We start from the raw sequence: 21,732 nt of genomic DNA, 5'->3' as shown, positions 1-21,732 counted from the left end.
TGATAAATTAAAATTATTGATTAATCTTCATAAAATTAAATTGTATCAGGACTACGTAAATTTCGTACTGCAATATGTTCATTACGTTTTTCTATACGTTTTGATTTAAGATTAGCACGGTAATAACTACCTTTATTATCTACTACCCACGATAACGGCCTACGTTCATTTTGTATAGATTCTTGAAGTAACATTAAACCTTGTATATATGCTTCAGGTCTAGGAGGACATCCGGTAATATATATATCAACAGGCAAAAATTTATCCACCCCTTGTACTACAGAATAAATATCATACATTCCTCCAGAATTAGCACATGATCCCATAGAAATAACCCATTTTGGATCAAGCATTTGGTCATATAATCTTTGAATTATAGGCACCATTTTTATAAATGGAGTTCCAGCTACAACCATAAAATCTGCTTGTCGAGGTGATGCACGTAATACTTCAGATCCAAATCTCGCTATATCATGTACAGAAGTAAATGCTGTAGTCATTTCTACATAACAGCAAGATAAACCAAAATTATAAGGCCAAAGAGAATTTTTGCGCCCCCAATTTATAAGACTATTTAATTTTTTTTTTACTGTTCCTAAAAAAATACCATGTGATTCTATAGAATTTAAAGGATCATCAACAGTTTTTTTATCCTGTAAAGGATATTTTTTTTTATTATTATAGTCTGTTTGAATCAGCGTATAATCCATATAGAACTCCTTTAATTTATTTATTTAAGTTGACTTTATTCTTATTTTTAGATAACCAGTTTAAAGCATCAATACGAATTAAATAGAATAAACTAGTTAATAGTATAAAAATAAAAATAGTAGCTTCAAAGAATCCGGTCCAACTAGTTTCTCTTATTGAAATTGCCCAAGAGTATAAAAAAATAGCTTCTATATCAAATATAACAAAAAATATTGCGATTAAATAAAATTTTGTTGAAAATTCACGATATGTTGATCCTATTGGATTAATTCCTGATTCAAACGGCGTATTTTTATAACGAGAGTCAGAACGACCCCCTAATAACCACCCCCCTATAAGCATCATTGCGCAAAAAAAAACAATAACAAATACGTATATAATAAATCGTAAATACTCTATATTTATTAATGTAAAATACTTATTTAACACTTTTTATTCCATACAATTTTTAAAATTCTAAATACATAAATATTTTATAATAGATATATGTAATAAAGAAGATATTAGATGTTTAAAAAATTTAGTATAGTGATTTAACTCTCTAATTTCTGATTTGTCAACTTTTGATCTTGTTTATAATTTTTACAATTCATATAATTTTTATGAAAAATTTGTTATAAATTTTTATTTAAACATATTTTATTCAAATACAACAAAATTATTGTATATTTTATAATTTTTTTTTTAAATTTAATTTATACTCTTATGTTTTTAATATGTTAATAACGAGATTTTATTTTATGATAAATAAATATACATTAGTTTTAAATTGCGGTAGTTCCTCTATAAAATTTGCTATATTTAATATTGAAAATGAAGAAAAAATATTATGGGGTTTAGCGGAATGTTTATATTTGCAAGAAGCACAGATTAAATGGCATAGTAATAATATAGAGAAAAAAATATTTTTTAAACATAAAGCAACGCATATTGAAGTTATGGATGTGATTATTAATACAATTTTAAAAAATAATTTAAAAATTTATAAAAATATAATTGCAATTGGTCATCGTGTTGTACATGGTGGTGAAAAAATAACACATTCCACTGTTATTACAAAAAAAGTTATAGAAACAATTAAAGAATCTATTCATTTAGCGCCTTTACATAACCCTGCACATCTAATCGGAATCAAATCTGCAATTAAGAATTTTCCTCAACTTTCTCAAAGAAATATCGCTGTTTTTGATACAGCTTTTCATCAAACTATTCCAGAACATTCTTTTTTATATGCTCTGCCTTATAAACTATATAAGAAACATGGTATTAGAAGATACGGAGCACATGGAATTAGTCATCAATATGTTACATATCAAGCAGCAAGTATTTTAAATAAATCATTAAAAAATTTAAATATTATCACATGTCATCTAGGTAACGGTTGTTCAATTGCTGCTATTTGTAACGGTAAATGTGTTGATACTTCTATGGGATTTACCTCTTTGGAAGGTTTAGTAATGGGAACAAGAAGTGGAGATATTGATCCAGCAATCATTTTTTTTCTATATAATCAATTAAATATGAAAATAGATGATATAAAGGAACTATTAACCAAAAAATCAGGATTATTCGGTTTAAGTGAAATTACTAGTGACTGTCGATATATAGAAAAAAACTACAAAAAAGATATTGCGTCTCAACGTGCTATTAACGTTTTTTGTCATCGTTTATCTAAATATATTGCTTCATATATACCCTTAATGAACAATCATTTAGACGGTTTGATTTTTACTGGTGGAATAGGTGAAAATTCATCTTTAATTAGACAATTAACCATCGAAAAATTATCTTTATTAAACTTTAACATAGATAACGTTCTAAATTCTATTATAAAACATGGAAAATCTGGTAGTATTAATACTATTAATACAAGACCTATTTTAATTATTCCTACCAACGAAGAGTTAATGATAGCAAAAGATACTATTAGTTTGATTAATAAAATATAAATTTTTATGCTGTAAGTTATTTCATAATCTTTAGAGGGAGATTAAATTCTGTGTCACGAAAAATAATGATTATTCCTATTAATGATATAGAAGATCAATTTTTTAATGTTATTTTAGGTTTAACTTATATAATAAAAAAACATGAAATACCATTTAATATTTTTAAACCTATTGGACGTTCAAATTTAAATAAAATTTATTCAGAAGAAATTAGTAAAAAGAAAATTTTTTTTATAAAAAATGCTTTATCAATGAGATCTGCTCAAATATTATTGAAAGATAAAAAAGAAAATGAATTAATAGAAAAAGTTTTAGAGTATTATGAACAAAATAAAAAAACAAAAAACATTACCTTCATTGAAGGATTCACTGAAAAGTCTGACGATTTATCTATTTTAGATTTAAATTACAAAATTGCTGTTTCTTTAAATGCAGAAATTTTACCTATATTTTTTTTAAAAAACTTTTGCTTAAATGATGCAAATCAAGCTATTCAAGAATTATCATATAAAAAAATAAGTTTTTCTCAAATAATATTTTTACAAAATTCACCGTTTCAAAATAGTTATAAAAAATTATTTTATGATTCTTTGGAAGATTTTATTAAGCAAAAAAATAGTAGGCACTATAAAAATACTTACCTTTTTGAAAAAGATGAAATAAAGATAAAACACATGAAATCTGTTATAGGATGCATTCCTTTTTATTCCTGTTCATCTATTATGCGTACTATTGATATTTGTCGTAGTTTAAAAGCAAAAATTATTAATTACGGTAATATTCAAAAATTTCGTGTGAAATCGGTTGTATTATGTACTGATAATGCCCTTAATATTTTAAAAAAAATTGTTTCTGATGAAATACTGTTAATGATTCCAAGTCATAGAGAAGATATATTTACTGCTGTATTTTTGGCTATAATAGAAGGAGTTAAAATCAGCGGAGTCCTTCTTATTGGGAATAAAAATATAAATTATAATAAAAAAAAGATTTTTGCATCGATTTTTAAAACTAGTTTACCTATCTTAAAAACAAATCTAAATATAATAGAAACGTTACTTATTTTAAAAAAATATCAATTTCACGTTTATGAAGATGATATTTTTCGTATCAAAATAATACAAAAATATATTGGAAAAAATATTAATCAAAATTGGATTCGTTCACTAAAAAATAATTCAATAAAAAAAGAAAAATTTTCACCTTCTTCTTTTAAGTATTTAATAACTTCTCTAGCAAAGAAAACAAAAAAAGTAATTGTTTTACCAGAAGGCACAGAGCCTCGTACTATAAAAGCAGCATCTATTTGTGCTGATAAGAAAATTGCAACTTGTATTTTACTTGGATGTCCTAAAGAAATTTATTTAATTGCAAAAACAATGAAGTTATCTTTAAATAAAGACGTTAAAATTATTAACCCGTCTTTTATAAGAGAAGAATATATTTCATCATTAGTTAAATATCGTCAAAAAAAAGGAATGACAAATTCTATAGCAAAAAAATTATTAAAAGATAACGTTATTTTAGGAACTATGATGTTAAAGCTTGGAAAGGTAGATGGTTTAGTATCTGGAGCAATTAATACTACAGCGAATACTCTTCGTCCTGCTTTACAAATCATTAAAACGAAAAATAACAATTCGTTAATATCATCGATTTTTTTTATGTTATTTCCTGAAAAAGTGATGATCTATGGAGACTGTGCTATTAATACTAATCCTTCTTATGAAGAATTGGCAACAATAGCTATTCAATCAGCAAATTCTGCAAAAGCTTTTGGTATTCAACCTAAAATAGCAATGATTTCTTATTCCACACATTGTTCAGGAAGTGGTCCTGACGTAGAAAAAGTAAGAAAAGCTACGAATTTAGTTAAATTAAAATATCCTAATATAGTTATTGACGGACCTTTACAATATGATGCAGCTACCATTCAAGAGATAGGAAAAATAAAAGCTCCAAATTCAAATGTTGCTGGAAAAGCTACAGTATTAATTTTTCCTGATTTAAATACTGGCAATACTGTTTATAAAGCGGTACAGAGATGCGGAAAAATTGATGCTATTGGACCTATTTTGCAAGGAATGGATAAACCAGTTAATGATTTATCGCGTGGAGCATCTGTAGAAGATATTGTTTACACAGTTGCAATAACTGTAATTCAATCTCAAAAAGAATAATATAATTTATAATAATATGATCAACAATTAAATATATTTAAAAAAAATAATCAAAAAAAATTATAAAATCTTTTCACGATTTTTATAAAATTTTTGAAAAGCAAGTAAAGTATTATCACTAACATGATGCTCTATGCCTTCTGCATCCAGCTGAGCGGTTTTTAAATCTATTCCTAATGATAATAAAAATTTTTTTACAATTACGTGACGTTTATGATTCTTTATGGCGAGTTTTTTTCCTTTATCAGTTAAAAAAATTCCCCGATATGACATTTTTTTTATAAGACCAGCTTCAAATAATCGTCTTAACATTTTAGCAACAGTAGGCTGAGCCACGCCTAAATATATTGCAATATCTATTTGACGTATAATATCTAACGTTTTTTTAAGATAATTAATTAATTCAACATAGTCATCAATTAATTCATGACGATGTGCTTCTCGTGTTTGTTGAAATGCTTCAATATGTTCTTTTATTGCTTTAAAATTTTTTTTTATTAATATAGTATTGTTTTTTATATGAAAAACCATCGTAAGTTTTCCTTCTTATTATATTAATAGATTTAATTATTTTAATATTTTCAAATAAATATTAAATAAAATATATCATTTTAATAAAAACAACAATATCAAAAAAAATCAGTAATTTAATTGATTTATTGAAACAATATTATATCCGTTATCAACATGAATAATTTCTCCTGTTATTCCATTGGCAAGATTTGAACAAAGAAAAGCAGCAACATTGCCTATATCTTCAATAGTTACATTCCTTTTTAATGGAGTTACTGATTGAAAATGTGATAGCATTTTTTTAAAATTTTTTATACCAGATGCAGCAAGAGTTCTTATTGGACCAGCAGAAATTCCATTTACACGAATGTTATTTTTTCCTAGTGAATTTGCCATATAACGAACATTAGCTTCTAAAGAAGCTTTAGCTAAGCCCATAACGTTATAGTTTAAAATAACTTTTTCGGCACCCAAATATGATAGTGTTAATAGACTAGATTGCTCATTTAACATATTACAAGATTCTTTTGCCATTGCAGCAAAACTATAAGAACTAATTTCATGCGCAGTAATAAAACCTTCTCTACTAACTTGTGTTAAGTAGTCGCCATCCAATTGATCAATAGGAGCAAATGCAACTGCATGTACAAAACCATCAAAATTTTTCCAGAAATTTTTTAATTCATTAAACATAAATTTTATGTTTTTATCGCTCGATACGTCACAAAGTAAAACAATATTAGATTTTAGTTCTTTTGCAAAATTTTCTATTCGACTCTGTAACTTTTTTTTTTGATAGCTAAAAGCTAATTCAGCTCCTTGTTGATGCATAGCTTTTGCTATGCCCCATGCAATGGATCTTTTACTTGCTACACCAGTAATTAAAATACGTTTACCTGAAAGAAAACCCATAAAATACCCAATTTATAGTGAAATTTTTTATATTATATATCATCTAATATAGATAAAATTTTTTTAACACTAGTTGTTATGTTTATATATAAAATCGTTTATTTTTAATCCCAACATAAATAAAGTTAAAATATAGCTTGTTCCACCTATAATACAAATGCTAATTAAACGTAGTAATCTATAAAAGATAGTCCCAGTATTCCATACTGGATAAAAATTAAGAAAACCATATAATGTAATAATCATTATTATAATAGCTATTAATATACGTAGTAAAAAAATTTTCCATCCATTAATTAGATAAAACCTTTTTGTTTGTATTAGTTTTAAAAATAATAAAATTGAATTAACATTAGCTGATAATCCAATCGATAAAGCTAATCCTATGTGTTTAAAAAATTTTATAAATATTATATTCATCATTTGTGTAATAATCAATGTTATTATACTAATTCTTAATGGAGTTTTCATATCATTATATGAATAAAAAGCTGGTGCTAATATTTTTGTTAAAATTAAACCTATCAAACCTAACGAGTAAGCCATTAATGCATGTTTTGTCATTAGAGCATCAAACATTGTAAATTTATTATATTGAAATAAAGATATAACTAAAGGTCCAGCCAAAATATAAATAGCAACAGCGCTTGGGAAAGCTAATAAAATAGATAATTTTAATCCCCAATTAATAAGATTAGAATATTGATCTGTGTTATTTTGAGATACACTATTGGATAATAGTGGTAATAAAATGCTACTAATTCCTGCGCCTAAAATTCCGCATGGTAACTCCATTAATCGATCAGCATAATACATCCAAGAAACTGAACCAGAATCTAAAAAAGAAGCAAAAATAGTATTTGTTAATAATGTTATTTGATTAATTGACACACAAAATACAGCTGTACAAAAATTTTTTAAAAAATCCCAAACTTCGCGATTTTTTAAATTAAATTTAGGTAATATACACATATTAATTTTTTTTAAAAAAAAGAATTGATATAATAATTGTAATATCCCTCCAATAAAAACAGCCCAAGCCAATATTAGTATTGGTGGATTAAAATAAGGTATTAAAAAAAGAGAACAGAAAATTATGCTAAGGTTTAATAAACATGGAGAAAATGCTGGTATGATTAAATAATTCCAAGTATTTAAAATACTCGCTATTAAAGATGTCATAGAAATAAAAAATATATAAGGGAACACAATCTTTAACATTAAGGAAGTTAAAATAAATTTTTTTTGATCATTTTGAAATCCAGGAGCAGTTATTAAAACAATATAAGAAGAAAAAAAAATTCCTAAAACAGTTATAACAATTAACGATAACATTAATAATCCAGTAATATATGAAATAAAAATTTTTGTTTTATTTTTTCCCTTCCTTTTTTTATATATAGTTAAAATAGGCAAGAAAGCTTGAGAAAATGCTCCTTCTGCGAAAATTCTCCTTAATAAATTAGGTATTTTAAAAGCTACAAAAAAAGCATCTGTATTACTTCCTGAACCAAAAATATGTGCAATGATTGCATCTCTAATAAATCCTAATATTCTAGAAAAAAAAGTTGCAAAACTGATTAAAAAAAATGATTTTAGTAAATTCATATCTGTTATAAAATATTATAATAGTATTGATAATGATAAATATTAGTATTTTATTATGAATAATATATAAAAAATTTAATAAATAACATTTATTGATTAATTTTTGATAATCTTTAGTTTTTTAAAATTAAAAAAAATGTTAATATCTTATTTAAGATTATACCGAAGTGGCGAAATAGGTAGACGCAGTTGATTCAAAATCAACCGTAGAAATACATGTCGGTTCGATTCCGATCTTCGGTATTTACTATTTAAAATTTATTTATTAATATTTTTTTAAAAAAAGTTAATATTATCATTGTAATAAATGAAAGTTTTAATAAACAATTTTCAGAATATAAATAATATGAACCTTGAATTTTCAAAGATTTTCAATAATTTAGATAAACAAACTTTTTTTTCAAATACGCTATATATTGTTCCAACTCCTATCGGAAATATTTCTGATATTTCTTTACGAGCGATACAAATATTATCAAAAGTAGATTTAATAGCAGCAGAAGACACCCGATATACTAGTATTCTGCTCAAAAATTTTAATATTAAAAAAAAATATATATCATTTAATGCTTATAATGAACCACAAAGAAATCATCAGTTGATAAAATTGTTAGAAAAAAAAAAGTATTGCTATAGTATCTAAAGCAGGAACTCCATTAATTAATGACCCTGGTTATAAATTAGTGCAACTTTGCAAAGAAAAAAAAATTCGAATTATTGCATTACCTGGTGCTTGTGCAGCAATTACTGCATTAATTGCTTCGGGATTACCTTGTATCCGATTTTGTTATGAGGGATTTTTACCAAAGATTTCTAAAAAAAGATACGAGCTTTTATGTTCATTGTCTAAAGATGTCCGAACTTTAATTTTCTATGAAACTAATCATCGTATTATAGAAAGCTTAAAAGATATGAAAAAAGCATTTGGTGAAACTAGATATATTGTTTTAGCACGAGAAATTACTAAAAAATGGGAACATATTTATGGTTCTCAAATATGTAAATTAATAGAATGGTTGAAAGAAGATAGAAACAGATATAAAGGAGAACTAGTTTTATTAGTAGAAGGATATAAAAATTTAAATAAAAAAATACTTGACAAGAAAATAATTAAAACTTATTTTTTATTAAAAAAAGAACTTTCTTTAAAAAAAGCAGTATACTTAACTGCAAAAATTCACGATATCCAAAAAAATTTATTGTATAAATTTGCAATAAATGAAGAAAAATTAGAAGTATAACTATCAATATTATTAAAAAAACACTAACTAGACAGTCGCTTTTTAAAAAATCAAAAAGAGGAAAGTCCGGGCTCCAAAGAGCAAAGTGCCAGGTAATACCTGGGAGGTGAAATTCCTACGACTAGTGCAACAGAAAAAAAACCGCCAATTTAGGCAAGGGTGAAAAGGTGTGGTAAGAGCACACCGCATATCTGGAAACAGTATATGGCGATGTAAACTCCACTTGGAGCAAGGCGGAATAAAGATTTTGTACTGCTCGTACAAATAAAATCAGGGTAGCGCTGCTTGAATTAGTAAGTGATTACTAATCTAGATGAATGACTGTCCAAGACAGAATCCGGCTTATCGGTTAGTAGTTTTTTATATTAACAAAAACAATACGTTCAAATGTATTGTTTTTGTTACTTTCATTTTATATGATAATCAATGTACCATAAACATGGTTTATAAATGATGCTATATAATAAAAACTTAGAAACTTTTTCTAATAAAAAAGAAGATATTAATAATATTATAAAAAAAATAAAATGCCAAAATATAGATGGTGCAGAAATCAGTTTACAAAAAATAATTGGTATAAACGTAAAAACTCGTTATGGAAAACTGGAAAACATTGAATTTCATAATGATGAAATATTAAATATAACAATTTATTCTAAATTACGTAGAGGCAGTGCTTCTACAACTGATCTCTCAAAAAAATCAATTAATTCCACATTAGAAAATGCTTTAGATATTGCGCATTATAGTCAACCAGATACTTTTTCTAGTATGCCGGAAGAAGAATTGCTTGCTTTTAAAGCTAGAGATTTAGATTTATATCATCCTTCTACTATTAGTGTTGACGAAATAATTAATTTAACCGCTTGTGCTGAAAAAGTTGCGCTTAATTTTGACAAAAAAATAATTAATACAGAAGGAGGAAACTTTAATGGTTATATAAAAATAAAAATTTTTGGTAACACATACGGTATGTTACAAGATTATTATACAAGTTATTATTCTCTCTCAACATCAGTAGTTGCAGAAAAAAATAATAAAATGGAGGCTGATTACGATTATACTGTTAGTAGAATCATAGATGATTTAAAAAAACCAGAATTTATTGGTAAATCATGTGCAAAACGTGTATTACGTAAATTATCTCCAAAAAAAATATCTACTATGAGTACACCAGTAATTTTTTTAGCTGATATAGCAACTAATCTTTTTAGATGTCTATGTGCAGCTATCAATGGTAAAAATGTATATCAAAAATCAACTTTTTTATTACATTCTTTAGATAAACAAATTTTTCCTGAATGGATATCTATTGAAGAAAAACCTCACATTTTAAGAGGCATCGCTTCTGCTCCATTTGATGCAGAAGGAGTGGCTACAAAAAAAAACATTATTGTGAAAGATGGTATTTTAAAAAATTGGTTATTAGATAGTTATTCAGCAAAAAAACTAGGTTTAAAAAGTAATGGACATGCAAATGGTATATATAATTTGACAATAACTCATAAAAATAACAATTTTGATCAATTGTTAAAAAAGATGAATAAAGGACTAATTATAACTGAACTCATGGGTCAAGGAATTAATATTATTAATGGAAATTACTCTAAGGGAGCAGCAGGTTTTTGGGTTGATAACGGAAAAATTCAATACCCTGTTAATGAGTTTACTATTGCCGGAAATTTAAAAGAGATGTGGAAAAATATTGTCTCTATTGGTAATGATATTGAAAATAGAGGAAGTATTCAATGTGGTTCAGTATTATTATCAGAAATATACGTAGGAGGAATATAAACTACATATAAACCATTATAATTTTTCAAGAGGTATTTTTTATGTCTTTTAAAACAGTTTCTTCAGGAAAAAATCTTCCAGAAGATGTATATGTTATCATTGAAATTCCTTGTAATTCCGATCCTATTAAATATGAGATTGATAAAAAAACAAATGTTTTTTTTGTTGATCGTTTTATTAATACAGCAATGTTTTATCCATGTAACTATGGATATATTAATAATACTTTATCATTAGATGGTGATCCACTTGACGTTTTAGTGCCCACTCCATATCCATTAAGATCGTCTTCTGTAATTTTGTGTCGCCCAGTTGGGATGTTAAATATGATTGATGAATCAGGAGATGATAAAAAGATTATTGCAGTGCCTCATAAAACAATATCTCAAGAATATGAAAATATTAAAAATATAGAGGATGTATCAAAATTATTACGTTTACAGATTGTTCATTTTTTTGAACATTATAAAGATCTTGAAAAAAATAAATGGGTAAAAATTATAGGATGGTCATCTATCGAAACAGCAAAAGAAGAGATTATAAATTCTTTTAAAAGATTTCACCTTAGAAATAAAAAAAGTACTTAAATTAAGTATAATACTAACATATATATTATACATGAACAATAAACCCAGGATTAATAAAAGTTTGACGAGGAAAATAATCTATATCTTGTGAACAATTTAAACTATTAATTTTTGCTCCAGCTGAAATAGCTATTATATGTCCTGCAGCTGTGTCCCAAATGTTTGATGGACTAAACCTAGGATATATTTGTGCTTTTCCTTCTGCAATTAAACAAAATTTTAGAGATGACCCCACAGAAGTAATTTGATCGTGATTAAAATTTTTAAGGTAATTTTTTAATTCAAAATCTTGATGATATCGACTAATTATTATTAATGGATTATTTTTTTTTTTAGAAAATATTTGTTTTTTTTTTCCGTTTTTTTCTTTCCACGATTCTTTTTTTGTAGCATAATAAATAGTACTTAAAGCTGGAGCAAAAATTACACCTAAAATAGGTTTTCCGTGTTCAATCAAAGCAATATTAATTGTAAATTCATTATTGTGATGAATAAATTCTTTAGTTCCGTCTAATGGATCAATTAACCAATATTTTGTCCACTTTTTTCTTTTTTCCCATTTTTCAAGGTTTTCTTCAGACAGTATTGGAATATAAGGAGTCATTTTTTGCAATCCTTTAATTATAATTTTATTTGATAAAAGATCAGCAATAGTAACAGGAGAACTATCATCTTTTTTAAAAACTTCAATGTTTTTTTGTTTATAAATAGTCATAATATTTTTACCTGCTTTATACACTAATTTACAAATTTTTTTTAACATTTTATTATCTCTTTAAGATGATATAAATAATTTTAATATCTATTTTTTATAACACATGGTTTTTTATTATGTCATTTATAGTTAAATTTTAGTTTTTGTAACGAAACCACTAAAAATTTATTCAGGTATGATATTAATAAAAATTGAAGCAGTAATATTATTTTGAAAATTAAATTGTACTTCATGTTTACCAGCAACTCTGATCATATTTTTTGTTAATTTAATTTCATTTTTTTCTACTATAATACCTATTTTAAATAAAGCATTTTTAATATTTTTTGCGTTGACAGAACCAAATAATTTTCCTTTTTTTCCAACTTTAGCTTTAATTATAATTTCTCCCAAAGCTTTTATTTTTTCGGCGCGTTGTTGTAAGTTTTTAATCATTTTTAGAGATTTTTTTTCTAGTTCTTCGCGTTTATTTTTAAAATTTTTAATATTTTTTTGAGTCGCAGAAATTGCTTTTCCTTTAGGAATTAGAAAATTTCGTGCATACCCTGATTTTACCTTTATATGGTCACCAAAATTACCTAGCTTTTTTAACTTATTAATTAAAATTATATCCATAAAATATTCCTATAAAATTTACTGATGACGATCAGTATAGGGTATTAGCGATAAGTAACGTGCACACTTAATAGCATGAGAAAGTTGTCTTTGATATTTTGAACGTGTTCCTGTAATACGACTTGGAACAATTTTACCACTTTCAGTAATATAACTTTTTAATGTGTTGATATCTTTATAATCAATTTTTTTTATACCTTCTACAGTAAAACGACAAAATTTACGTCTGCGAAAATAACGTACCATATAAAAACTCCTATAATTTTTTTTTGAATGGTTTTTTAATAAATATTTTTTAGAAAAAAAAGCGATTTTAACAAATAAAAAAATGCATTTTTTTAAAAAATTCTACACATGAGTGGATAGTTTAATTACATTATTACTTTCATGAATTAGATTTTCACGACGTTCTTCTTTGAATTTTAAAATAGGTGAAATATCAGTATGTGCGCTTTTAGCTTTTATGATTATATGACGAATTATTGAATCATCAAAACTAAAATTTTTTGATAATTCTTGTACGATATTTTTTTTTGTTTCAATATTTATTAAAATATAATGCGCTTTATTTAATTTTTTAATAGAATAGGATAGCTGTCTTCTCCCCCAATCTTCTAATCTATGTATAATTCCTTGTTTTGAAGTTATATATGTAGTATATTTTTCAATAATTTTTTTTACTTGATCACTTTTATCGGGATGAATTAAAAAGACAATTTCATAATGTTGCATAAAAAAACCTTTTATTTATTTTAAAACATTTTCATAAAAAAAACAATTAATATTGTTTATTATATTTTTTTTACATATTTTTGAAATACTATCATTTTATAACGTATAAATAAATACTAATTTATTTTATATTATTATTTATAATGGTTTTTGTTCTTTGTTTTAAAATTTCAAATAATAATATACCGGTAGCAACTGATACATTTAATGAAGAAACTTTTCCTACTATTGGAATACTTAATAAAACATCACAATTTTTTTTTACTAAACTGCGAATGCCTTTATCTTCCGATCCCATAACTAAAGCTAGTGGGCCATTCATTTTTGTGTTATAAAATAATTGATCAGCCTCACTATCGCTGCCTAATATTTGAATATTATAATCTTTTAATAAAGATATTGTATGTACAATGTTCGTTACACGAATGACAGCAATGTTTTCTGTTGTACCGCAAGAAGTCTTTTTAACTGTTGCATTAATTTTAGCTGAACGTTTTTTAGGAATAATGACTACATCAACACCTGCTGCTTCTGCGCTTCTTAAACAAGCACCTAAATTATGTGGATCAGTAATGCTATCTAAGATTAATAAAAATGGATTTTTTATTTTTTTTAATAAAATATATAAATCTTTTTCTTGCAAAGATATAGATGGTTTAACGTATGCTACTAAACCTTGATGAACACAATTTTTAAATTTTTTAAACCAATTGTTATCTACCTTATTAATATTAATATTATGTTTTTTAAGTTCATTAATTAATAGTACACGTCTACTATTATTTTTTTTTATGCAAAAAATTTCTTTAATAGAATCTGGATTTTTTTTTAATAAAGAAAATATCTGGTGAATACCAAAAACTGTTTCAAACATATGTCATTTTATACCTATAATAAATATTTTTTTAAATTATTAATAAAAACTTTTTTAAATATATTATTAATAATAAAAGTTCTTATTATACTAAAATCAACATAAATAACAATTTTTTATAAAATTTTAATGTAAAATAGTGTAAAAATATAATCTGTTTTGTTCTTATAAAAAGGAAAAGTGTTTCTAATTGTTCTTTTCCTTTTTTTTTCACTTTTTTAAAAAAAATTAGAATTGGAATTTAAAAAAATTGTATCTAAACGATCTGGACCAGTAGAAATTATGTATACTGGAATACCAATTATTTCTTCGATAGCTTTAATATAAGAATAGGCTAAATTAGGTAAATCTTTACAAGATTTTATTCCAAAAGTACTTTTTTTCCATCCTTTATAAATTTGATAAACTGGTGTTACTGATTCCCAATCTTTTAATAGAATTGGTGTGTTTTTTATTTTTTTTCCGTCTTTTCTATAATAAGCAACACATATTTTTATTTCTTCTAATTGGTCTAAAACATCTAATTTAGTAATACAAATACTTGAAAGAGAGTTAACATGAATAGAACGACGAATTGCTACTATATCTAACCATCCAACTCGTCGCATACGACCTGTAGTTGAACCAAATTCATTACCGTTTTCTCTAATTTTTTTTGCTAAATTTCCGAAAATTTCAGTAGGAAAAGGACCTGAACCTACTCTTGTACTATAAGCTTTTATTACTCCTAAAACGGAATGTATGTTTTTCATACCAATACCAGTACCTGTGAAAACTCCTCCAATTGTGGTATTAGAAGATGTCACATAAGGATATGTTCCATGATCAATATCTAATAATGCACCTTGAGCACCTTCAAATATAATTTTTTTATTTTTTTTACATTTTTTTTCTAAAAATTCTGAGACATCTACTAATATTTCTTTGATATAATCAAATGACTCTATTGTGTTTTTTAATGTTAAATTAAAATCAATACTATCTTCTTGATAAAAATTTTTTAATTGAAAATTATAAAAATTTAATGTTTGTTTTAATTTTTCAGAAAAATTTTTTTTATCAAAAACATCACCAATACAAAAACCCCTACGCGCTATTTTATCTTCATAAGCTGGACCAATGCCACAACCAGTAGTACCAATTGCTTGTTTTTTATTTTTTTCACGAGCAATATCTATTTTTACATGATATGGCATCACCAGATGACAGTTTTTAGAAATCAATAATCGTTTTTTTACTGAAATTCCTTCTTTTTCTAACATATATATTTCTTTAATTAAAGCATCTAAAGAAACTACTACTCCATTACCAATAATACTAATCACATCTTTATGCAAAATTCCGGATGGAATTAAGTGTAAAATAGTTTTTTTATTATTAATAACAATTGTATGGCCTGCATTATGTCCACCTTGATATCTCACAACATAATTTACTTTTTCAGTAAGGAGATCTACAATCTTACCTTTTCCTTCATCTCCCCATTGTATACCTAAAATTACTATAGCTTTCTTCATTATTTATTTACCAATCTTTAATTTTTAATGGCAACTTTTTGTACATTATGTATGAATATTATAATTATTTAATTATTATTTTTAAAAAAAATTATGATGAGTCTATATTAAATTTAATTAATTTTTGTTAATGAAAATATATTCTTTTATTTCATTTAAAGAAATACTAAATATTTCATAAATATGTAATTTAAAAATTTTTACATATTACACACAACAATTAATATTTTTAGTTCTTGTTAAAGAAAAATATTTGTTGAATTTGGTTTAACGCAATAGATTTTTTTTCATGATTTAACCAATAAATGTTTTTCCATTGACGTAACCAGGTCATTTGTTTCTTTGCAAGCTTTTTAGTATTATTAACTGCTTTAATAATCATATTATCATAACTAATTTCTCCAGATAAATAAGACCACATTTCACGATATCCTAATGTACGCATAGAAGATAAATCTTTATTCATATCTTTTTTTATATAAAATTTTTTAACTTCTTCTTCTAAACCTAAATCTAACATTTTTTTAAATCTTAATGAAATAAGTTTATTAAGTTTTTCTTTATCTGAAGGATAAATAACAAATTGATAAAAATCATATGGTAAAGAGTGATTATTTTTTTTAGTTAAACTTGTTAATGTTTTACCTCCTGATAAATAAAAAATTTCTAAAGCTCTTAAGACTCTTTGAATATCGTTAGGATGAATTCTATTGCTAGCAATAGGATCAATTTTAGATAATTTACTATGCAAGTAAATAAGATTGTTTGAGTATTTCTTTTTTATTTGATTTCTTAGCTGAAAATTACTAGAAGGTAATTTTGGTAATCCATTTAATAATGTTTTAAAATAAAACATTGTACCCCCAACTAAAAGAGGAATATTACCACGTTTTGTTATACTGTTCATTGCAGCACAAGCATCAAAATAAAAATCTGCTACAGAATAATTTTTTTTTGGATTGCAAACATCAACTAAAAAATGAGGTGCAATTTTTAGTTCTTTTTTTGATGGTTTATTAGTTCCGATATCCATACCTTTATATACTAGCCCAGAATCAACACTAATAATTTCTAATGGTAATTTTTTTTTTAGCATAATTGCTAATTTAGTTTTTCCTGATGCAGTTGGTCCCATTAAAAAGATAGCTTTAGGTTTTATTAATTGTTTTTTATGCATTATTATTTAATATTTTAAAATAGTTTTTCAATATTGATTTCGTGTAAAAAATTTGGGAACAATGTCTTGAAATCATTTTTGCAGATCAGTTGAATATTTTTGATAAAAGCGGTAACTTGAAAAGTATTAGAATAAAAATTTTTTTCTGTACTTGCGTTAGCTAACCAATCTAATAAATCGTTTAAAGATAAATAGGAGTTTTGTGCAAGATATTTTAATAAATTTAAAATCAAATTTTCTAAATGTTTTATTCTTAAACATTTAGGAATTTGATATAGTGTTATATAATTTAAATCTTGTTTGAAATTTATTCCGATATTTTGCAGTTGTTTGTGATATATTAACAGCGATTTTTTTTCATTATCATTAATATGTATTTTAATAGGAAACAAAAGAAGATGTTTTTTCTTATATAAACTACTAGAATATTGTATCAGTTGTACTTTTTTTAAAAAAATTAAACCTAGCTGTAAATCAAGAAATATTAATCCTGTATTATTTTCTATTAATGCAACTTTTTTTTTAAAAATGGTGATAACTTTTTTAAAATTTACAAATTTTTTAGAAATATCATGATTAGATATTTCTAATTTATTTATTGCTTGTGTAGTATTAGTTTCATGTTTTTTTTCCTTACATTCATCGTTTTTTAGTAATATATGATTTTTTATAATTTTTTTTTTGTTATAAAAATTATTTTTTTTTTCTATAAATAAATTATTTGTTAAAAAATTTTTCTTATTTATTAAAATTTTCGAAATTGCTTCATATATAAAATTATAAACTAATTTAGGTTCATAAAAACGTACTTCACTTTTTTTGGGGTGTATATTTACATCAATTTTTTGAGGTTCAATTGTAAAATAAAGTACATAACAAAAATTAATATCTTTATAAAAATAATTTTTTGTAGCTTTGCGTATACATTGAAAAAGTATATTGTTGCGAACAATCCTTTTATTAATATAAAAATATTGTATATTTTTTCCCTTTATATTTTTTAATGGATTAATTATCCATCCTTTCAAGGAATAATTATTATTAAAATAGTTAACTTTTTCAGCGTTTATTATAAAATTTGATCCTATAACATCTTCTATTCTTTTTTCATTATTGTTGAATTTATTAACAGAACGATATCTCCTAACGTTTTTATTATTGTGATTAACTGAAATAGATACATAAAAGTTAGATAAAGCAAGAATTTTAATAATTTCATCTAAATGTAAAAATTCTGTCGCTTCAGTACGTAAAAATTTTCTTCTTACAGGAACATTATAAAACAAATCTAATATTTCTATTGTTGTACCGTAAGGATGTGCGATAGGTTGAATTTCAATGTTTTTTTGTTCTCCTTCAGAGTAAATTTTCCAACCTTCTTTTTGTTGTTGTGTTCGAGAAATTAATGAGCAACGTGAAACAGAACTAATACTATATAAAGCTTCTCCTCGAAACCCAAAACTTTTTATAGCATCTAAATCTTCTATTTTATAAATTTTACTGGTAGAATAACGTGCTAAAGCTAAAGATAACTCCTCTTTTTTTATTCCATGTCCATCATCATAAATTTGAATTAGTTTTTTTCCTCCTTTTTCAACATTAATATTAATGTTTTTAGCTTCAGCATCTAGACTATTTTCAATTAGTTCTTTAACAACAGAAGCAGGACGTTCCACTATTTCACCAGCAGCAATTTGTTTAATTAATTCTTTTGACATCATTTTTATTAACATAAATTTTTTATACTTAATTTTTTGTTAACACGATTTAAAAGCGTTAAGATTAATATTTTTTTCAATGTTATGTAAAATTACAAAAAATTATTCATGATCTTTTATGGTTTTTTTTAATATTGATTGACCATATTTTGAATGAGAAAAAATTTTTACATAGCGAGAAAAATTTTTATAGAAAAAAAATAAGGATAAATCTGGATAAGGTAAAAATTTTTTTCCTTTTTTAGGCCATTCAATTAAGAAAATGCTATCTTCCTCAAGATAGTCTTGAATTCCTATTTCATACAACTCATCTTGATAAATAAGACGATATAGATCAAAGTGATGAATAATAACTTTTTTTAAATTATATGATTTTACTAGTTCATACGTTGGACTGTTTATTTTATCGTAATAATTAAAACCGTTCATAAATCCATAAACAAAAGTTGTTTTTCCTGAACCTATATTTCCATATAAATAAATAGTACCTATAGTTTTGAATTTTTTTGCTATTTTTTTACCAAAGTTAATAGTATCTATACTTTTATTTAATAAAATTGAATAACTTTTCATTTTTTTAAAAACCTAGGATTAATAAATTTATATAATACTTTAAATAAATCTGTTGCTAATAATCCTCTTGTTCCTTTTTTCTTTGCTAAAAAATCAGCAGCAGCACCATGTGCTATACATCCTATAGAAGCAGCTGTAAAAAGATCCATATCAACCATAAATGATCCAATAATTCCACTTAAAATGTCTCCCATGCCTCCAGTAGCCATTCCAACGTTTCCAATATCAGCAATTGCAATTTTTTTTTTACTAGCAATTATTGTCCCAGGCCCTTTTAGAACTACTATACCTTTATGTTTTTTTCTTAATTCTTTAGCTATAGACAATCGATTATTTTCAATATCTTGAATTTTTACGTTTAATAAAACGGCGGCTTCTTTTGGATGTGGAGTAATAATACAATTATTATTTTTATATGTATGTTCTGATAATATACTTAATGCGTCTGCATCTAATAATATAGGTTTTTTACTATTTATTACTGTTAAAAAAGCGAATTTTCCCCATTGATTTTTTCCTAATCCTGGGCCAATAATGATGACATCACTCCAGAGTATTTCTTTTTCTAAATTAAATTTTGTTAATTCGTTTACCATTAACTCAGGTCTAACTGTTATATTAATCATAGCAATATTTTCTTTATGAGTAAGTATTTTAACTAAACCTGCTCCAGCTCTTAAAGCTCCTTCAGCTGTCATATAAACAGCTCCTACTGTTCCTTTATATCCACCTATTACTAAAATTTTTCCGCAATTACCTTTATGCAGAATAGGACTTCTTGGAAGTAATTTATTTTTTAAAAAGTTAGTATTTATTCTTTGTATAGGCGATTTTTTTCTTTTTAGCCAATTATTCATATTCAAATGAATATAATGAATTTTTCCAATGTATTGACGTGCTTTTCCTGTCAAATGCCCAGGTTTAATAAATAGAACAATAATAGTATCATCAGCTTGTATTGTTTCTCCGAAAGTATTGCCAGTTTCAGAAATTAATCCTGATGGAATATCTATTGATAAAGTTTTAGCATGATGCATGTTAACTTTTTTAATAATTTTTTCATATTTTTCTTTATAAAACACATATAATTGATCTCCTAATAAGGCATCTATAATTAAATTTGCTTTTGGAAAAGTAGAATTAAGAGAATAAATTTTTTTACCTGTTCTTTTCCAAATTTCTCTTAAAGAGTCTATATATTGATTTTTAAAAAATATTTTTTCTTGGGAATCAATAATGTTTACGTTATAACCTTCATAATAAGCTAAAATAGCAATAGAATATCCGTATAATCCATTTAAATTATGACCACATAATAAAAGCCAATTTTTTAGATTTGGATATATTTTTTTAATTTTTTCATAAATAGATGTACTAGCTTTTTGTAAAAATTCTTCAAAAGAAAGATTATAAAATTGCATTATTTCTTTTTGTAATTTGATAGAATCGTGAACAGACCAAATATCATTTGGTAAATTTATATTTATCATAATAATTTATTTATGAATTTCATTACATAACTTAAAAAGTTTTTTTTAAGTATTATTTTTTAGTAAAGAAAAACTTTCGATAATAATTTAACTCTGCAACCGATTCTCGAATATCAAACAAAGCTTGATGTTTACTCTTTTTTTTAATTGATATTAAAATTTCTGGCTTCCAACGCACTGCTAATTCTCTAATAGTACTTACATCAATATAACGGTAATGAAAATAGGACTCTAAATGTGGCATATATTTAAATAAAAAACGTCTATCTTGTGCTATTGTGCTTCCACAAATAGGAGATTTTTTTTCTGGCACCCATTTTTTTATAAAATTTATTGTTAAATCTTGAGCTAATTTTTCATTATAATTACTAGATTTTACTTTTTCTATTAATCCGGTATGTGAATGTGTTTTTTTGTTCCATTGATCCATATTTTCTAATACTTCATCTGTTTGATGTATTGCTAATGTAGGTCCTTCTGCTAAAATATTTAAATCACTATCAGTAATTAGAGTAACGATCTCAATTATACGATCTTTTTCTGGGTTTAAACCAGTCATTTCTAAATCAATCCAAATTAAATTTTTTTCATTTTTTTTGTTCATTTTATTTTAGAGAATGGTATAATTTATAAAAATTTGTTAAAATTTTAAAAATTTTGTTGTCTTCATTGATGTAATATAGCATTAGTTTGATATTTGAAAAAATAATACGCCTAATAATTATTTTTATATATTTTACCTAAATATTTATTTAGATTAAAGTACTGAATTTTATAATAACTTATCTTTTAATAGATAAATAAATATTTTTTTATTACTTTATAA

General features: G+C 24.6%; 20 protein-coding genes, 1 tRNA gene, 1 other RNA gene and 1 pseudogene. 7 read left to right on the top strand and 16 right to left on the bottom strand.

Annotated elements, in window-relative coordinates:
- Nucleotides 1–35: 35 nt before the first annotated feature.
- Both TGUWTKB_RS00280 and ndhC read right to left on the bottom strand, forming a co-directional pair.
- The gene (locus tag TGUWTKB_RS00280) at nt 36–710 is read right to left on the bottom strand and encodes a NuoB/complex I 20 kDa subunit family protein (RefSeq protein WP_041062335.1); all 675 of its coding nucleotides are present in this window, start codon (nt 708–710) and stop codon (nt 36–38) included.
- Nucleotides 711–726: 16 nt separating this feature from the next.
- Nucleotides 727–1,140, bottom strand: a complete 414-nt coding sequence (gene ndhC, locus TGUWTKB_RS00275; protein ID WP_408605728.1) for an NADH-quinone oxidoreductase subunit A — start codon at nt 1,138–1,140, stop codon at nt 727–729.
- A gap of 311 nt (nt 1,141–1,451) precedes the next feature.
- On the opposite strand from ndhC, the gene TGUWTKB_RS00270 reads away from it, so the two are divergent.
- Entirely contained in the window at nt 1,452–2,660 is a 1,209-nt protein-coding gene (locus TGUWTKB_RS00270; protein WP_041062332.1) for an acetate kinase, read from the top strand.
- A 50-nt stretch (nt 2,661–2,710) separates the two neighbouring features.
- Complete coding sequence (gene pta / locus TGUWTKB_RS00265; RefSeq protein WP_041062328.1) at nt 2,711–4,840, top strand: phosphate acetyltransferase; 2,130 nt, start codon at nt 2,711–2,713, stop codon at nt 4,838–4,840.
- A 60-nt stretch (nt 4,841–4,900) separates the two neighbouring features.
- Here the strand turns inward: pta and mntR are convergent, their stop codons facing one another.
- The 3 genes from mntR to murJ form a co-directional block, all read right to left on the bottom strand.
- On the bottom strand, nt 4,901–5,371 hold the full coding sequence (gene mntR, locus TGUWTKB_RS00260) for a manganese-binding transcriptional regulator MntR (RefSeq protein ID WP_052459508.1): 471 nt from the start codon (nt 5,369–5,371) through the stop codon (nt 4,901–4,903).
- Between the two features lie 108 nt (nt 5,372–5,479).
- Nucleotides 5,480–6,265 carry an SDR family oxidoreductase gene (locus TGUWTKB_RS00255; protein WP_041062325.1) on the bottom strand — a complete coding sequence of 262 codons (786 nt, stop codon included), beginning with the start codon at nt 6,263–6,265 and terminating at the stop codon, nt 5,480–5,482.
- 69 nt (nt 6,266–6,334) lie between these two features.
- On the bottom strand, nt 6,335–7,873 hold the full coding sequence (murJ, locus tag TGUWTKB_RS00250; RefSeq protein ID WP_041062322.1) for a murein biosynthesis integral membrane protein MurJ: 1,539 nt from the start codon (nt 7,871–7,873) through the stop codon (nt 6,335–6,337).
- Nucleotides 7,874–8,034: 161 nt separating this feature from the next.
- On the opposite strand from murJ, the gene TGUWTKB_RS00245 reads away from it, so the two are divergent.
- The 5 genes and pseudogenes from TGUWTKB_RS00245 (at nt 8,035) to ppa (ending at nt 11,495) form a co-directional block, all read left to right on the top strand.
- A tRNA-Leu gene (locus TGUWTKB_RS00245) sits at nt 8,035–8,116 on the top strand.
- Between the two features lie 103 nt (nt 8,117–8,219).
- A pseudogene (gene rsmI / locus TGUWTKB_RS00240) lies at nt 8,220–9,114 on the top strand (16S rRNA (cytidine(1402)-2'-O)-methyltransferase).
- 19 nt (nt 9,115–9,133) lie between these two features.
- Nucleotides 9,134–9,475, top strand: an RNA gene (gene rnpB, locus TGUWTKB_RS03350) — RNase P RNA component class A.
- A gap of 89 nt (nt 9,476–9,564) precedes the next feature.
- Nucleotides 9,565–10,908 carry a metalloprotease PmbA gene (gene pmbA, locus TGUWTKB_RS00235; protein WP_041062320.1) on the top strand — a complete coding sequence of 448 codons (1,344 nt, stop codon included), beginning with the start codon at nt 9,565–9,567 and terminating at the stop codon, nt 10,906–10,908.
- Between the two features lie 41 nt (nt 10,909–10,949).
- Nucleotides 10,950–11,495 carry an inorganic diphosphatase gene (gene ppa, locus TGUWTKB_RS00230; RefSeq protein ID WP_041062318.1) on the top strand — a complete coding sequence of 182 codons (546 nt, stop codon included), beginning with the start codon at nt 10,950–10,952 and terminating at the stop codon, nt 11,493–11,495.
- A gap of 25 nt (nt 11,496–11,520) precedes the next feature.
- On the opposite strand, the gene cysQ is transcribed toward ppa, so the two are convergent.
- The 11 genes from cysQ to orn form a co-directional block, all read right to left on the bottom strand.
- Nucleotides 11,521–12,258, bottom strand: coding sequence for a 3'(2'),5'-bisphosphate nucleotidase CysQ (cysQ, locus tag TGUWTKB_RS00225; RefSeq protein WP_041062316.1), 738 nt, complete (start codon nt 12,256–12,258; stop codon nt 11,521–11,523).
- A gap of 117 nt (nt 12,259–12,375) precedes the next feature.
- The gene (gene rplI / locus TGUWTKB_RS00220) at nt 12,376–12,825 is read right to left on the bottom strand and encodes a 50S ribosomal protein L9 (RefSeq protein ID WP_041062314.1); all 450 of its coding nucleotides are present in this window, start codon (nt 12,823–12,825) and stop codon (nt 12,376–12,378) included.
- An 18-nt stretch (nt 12,826–12,843) separates the two neighbouring features.
- Nucleotides 12,844–13,071 carry a 30S ribosomal protein S18 gene (gene rpsR / locus TGUWTKB_RS00215; RefSeq protein WP_041062312.1) on the bottom strand — a complete coding sequence of 76 codons (228 nt, stop codon included), beginning with the start codon at nt 13,069–13,071 and terminating at the stop codon, nt 12,844–12,846.
- Nucleotides 13,072–13,173: 102 nt separating this feature from the next.
- A complete protein-coding gene (gene rpsF, locus TGUWTKB_RS00210; RefSeq protein WP_041062310.1) occupies nt 13,174–13,557 on the bottom strand; it encodes a 30S ribosomal protein S6 in 384 nt (127 codons plus the stop codon).
- A gap of 121 nt (nt 13,558–13,678) precedes the next feature.
- Nucleotides 13,679–14,431 (bottom strand): 23S rRNA (guanosine(2251)-2'-O)-methyltransferase RlmB, encoded by a 753-nt coding sequence (gene rlmB, locus TGUWTKB_RS00205; RefSeq protein ID WP_041062308.1) that lies wholly within the window; start codon nt 14,429–14,431, stop codon nt 13,679–13,681.
- 218 nt (nt 14,432–14,649) lie between these two features.
- A complete protein-coding gene (locus TGUWTKB_RS00200; RefSeq protein WP_041062306.1) occupies nt 14,650–15,948 on the bottom strand; it encodes an adenylosuccinate synthase in 1,299 nt (432 codons plus the stop codon).
- Between the two features lie 229 nt (nt 15,949–16,177).
- The gene (gene miaA / locus TGUWTKB_RS00195) at nt 16,178–17,128 is read right to left on the bottom strand and encodes a tRNA (adenosine(37)-N6)-dimethylallyltransferase MiaA (RefSeq protein WP_408605739.1); all 951 of its coding nucleotides are present in this window, start codon (nt 17,126–17,128) and stop codon (nt 16,178–16,180) included.
- An 11-nt stretch (nt 17,129–17,139) separates the two neighbouring features.
- Nucleotides 17,140–18,858: a DNA mismatch repair endonuclease MutL gene (gene mutL / locus TGUWTKB_RS00190; protein WP_052459507.1), complete on the bottom strand. Its 1,719-nt coding sequence runs from the start codon at nt 18,856–18,858 to the stop codon at nt 17,140–17,142.
- Between the two features lie 87 nt (nt 18,859–18,945).
- The gene (tsaE, locus tag TGUWTKB_RS00185) at nt 18,946–19,416 is read right to left on the bottom strand and encodes a tRNA (adenosine(37)-N6)-threonylcarbamoyltransferase complex ATPase subunit type 1 TsaE (RefSeq protein WP_041062302.1); all 471 of its coding nucleotides are present in this window, start codon (nt 19,414–19,416) and stop codon (nt 18,946–18,948) included.
- Nucleotides 19,413–20,906 (bottom strand): bifunctional ADP-dependent NAD(P)H-hydrate dehydratase/NAD(P)H-hydrate epimerase, encoded by a 1,494-nt coding sequence (locus TGUWTKB_RS00180; protein ID WP_041062301.1) that lies wholly within the window; start codon nt 20,904–20,906, stop codon nt 19,413–19,415. Before TGUWTKB_RS00180 ends, tsaE begins: the two co-directional genes overlap by 4 nt.
- Before the next feature lie 52 nt (nt 20,907–20,958).
- Nucleotides 20,959–21,510, bottom strand: a complete 552-nt coding sequence (orn, locus tag TGUWTKB_RS00175) for an oligoribonuclease (RefSeq protein WP_041062298.1) — start codon at nt 21,508–21,510, stop codon at nt 20,959–20,961.
- Nucleotides 21,511–21,732: the final 222 nt, after the last annotated feature.

It is taken from the genome of Candidatus Tachikawaea gelatinosa (assembly GCF_000828815.1).
Classification (GTDB): domain Bacteria; phylum Pseudomonadota; class Gammaproteobacteria; order Enterobacterales; family Enterobacteriaceae; genus Tachikawaea; species Tachikawaea gelatinosa.
The sequence above is the reverse complement of the archived record's forward strand: the minus strand, read 5'-3'. Positions and strand labels throughout refer to the sequence as shown.

Coding starts and splice junctions, on each gene's coding strand:
- pmbA (WP_041062320.1), top strand. CDS start 9,565: ATGATGCTATATAATAAAAACTTAGAAACTTTTTCTAATAAAAAAGAA.
- ppa (WP_041062318.1), top strand. CDS start 10,950: ATGTCTTTTAAAACAGTTTCTTCAGGAAAAAATCTTCCAGAAGATGTA.
- rplI (WP_041062314.1), bottom strand. CDS start 12,825: ATGGATATAATTTTAATTAATAAGTTAAAAAAGCTAGGTAATTTTGGT.
- TGUWTKB_RS00200 (WP_041062306.1), bottom strand. CDS start 15,948: ATGAAGAAAGCTATAGTAATTTTAGGTATACAATGGGGAGATGAAGGA.
- murJ (WP_041062322.1), bottom strand. CDS start 7,873: ATGAATTTACTAAAATCATTTTTTTTAATCAGTTTTGCAACTTTTTTT.
- rpsR (WP_041062312.1), bottom strand. CDS start 13,071: ATGGTACGTTATTTTCGCAGACGTAAATTTTGTCGTTTTACTGTAGAA.
- rlmB (WP_041062308.1), bottom strand. CDS start 14,431: ATGTTTGAAACAGTTTTTGGTATTCACCAGATATTTTCTTTATTAAAA.
- TGUWTKB_RS00280 (WP_041062335.1), bottom strand. CDS start 710: ATGGATTATACGCTGATTCAAACAGACTATAATAATAAAAAAAAATAT.
- mntR (WP_052459508.1), bottom strand. CDS start 5,371: ATGGTTTTTCATATAAAAAACAATACTATATTAATAAAAAAAAATTTT.
- TGUWTKB_RS00180 (WP_041062301.1), bottom strand. CDS start 20,906: ATGATAAATATAAATTTACCAAATGATATTTGGTCTGTTCACGATTCT.
- cysQ (WP_041062316.1), bottom strand. CDS start 12,258: ATGTTAAAAAAAATTTGTAAATTAGTGTATAAAGCAGGTAAAAATATT.
- tsaE (WP_041062302.1), bottom strand. CDS start 19,416: ATGAAAAGTTATTCAATTTTATTAAATAAAAGTATAGATACTATTAAC.
- rpsF (WP_041062310.1), bottom strand. CDS start 13,557: ATGCAACATTATGAAATTGTCTTTTTAATTCATCCCGATAAAAGTGAT.
- mutL (WP_052459507.1), bottom strand. CDS start 18,858: ATGTTAATAAAAATGATGTCAAAAGAATTAATTAAACAAATTGCTGCT.
- TGUWTKB_RS00255 (WP_041062325.1), bottom strand. CDS start 6,265: ATGGGTTTTCTTTCAGGTAAACGTATTTTAATTACTGGTGTAGCAAGT.
- orn (WP_041062298.1), bottom strand. CDS start 21,510: ATGAACAAAAAAAATGAAAAAAATTTAATTTGGATTGATTTAGAAATG.
- TGUWTKB_RS00270 (WP_041062332.1), top strand. CDS start 1,452: ATGATAAATAAATATACATTAGTTTTAAATTGCGGTAGTTCCTCTATA.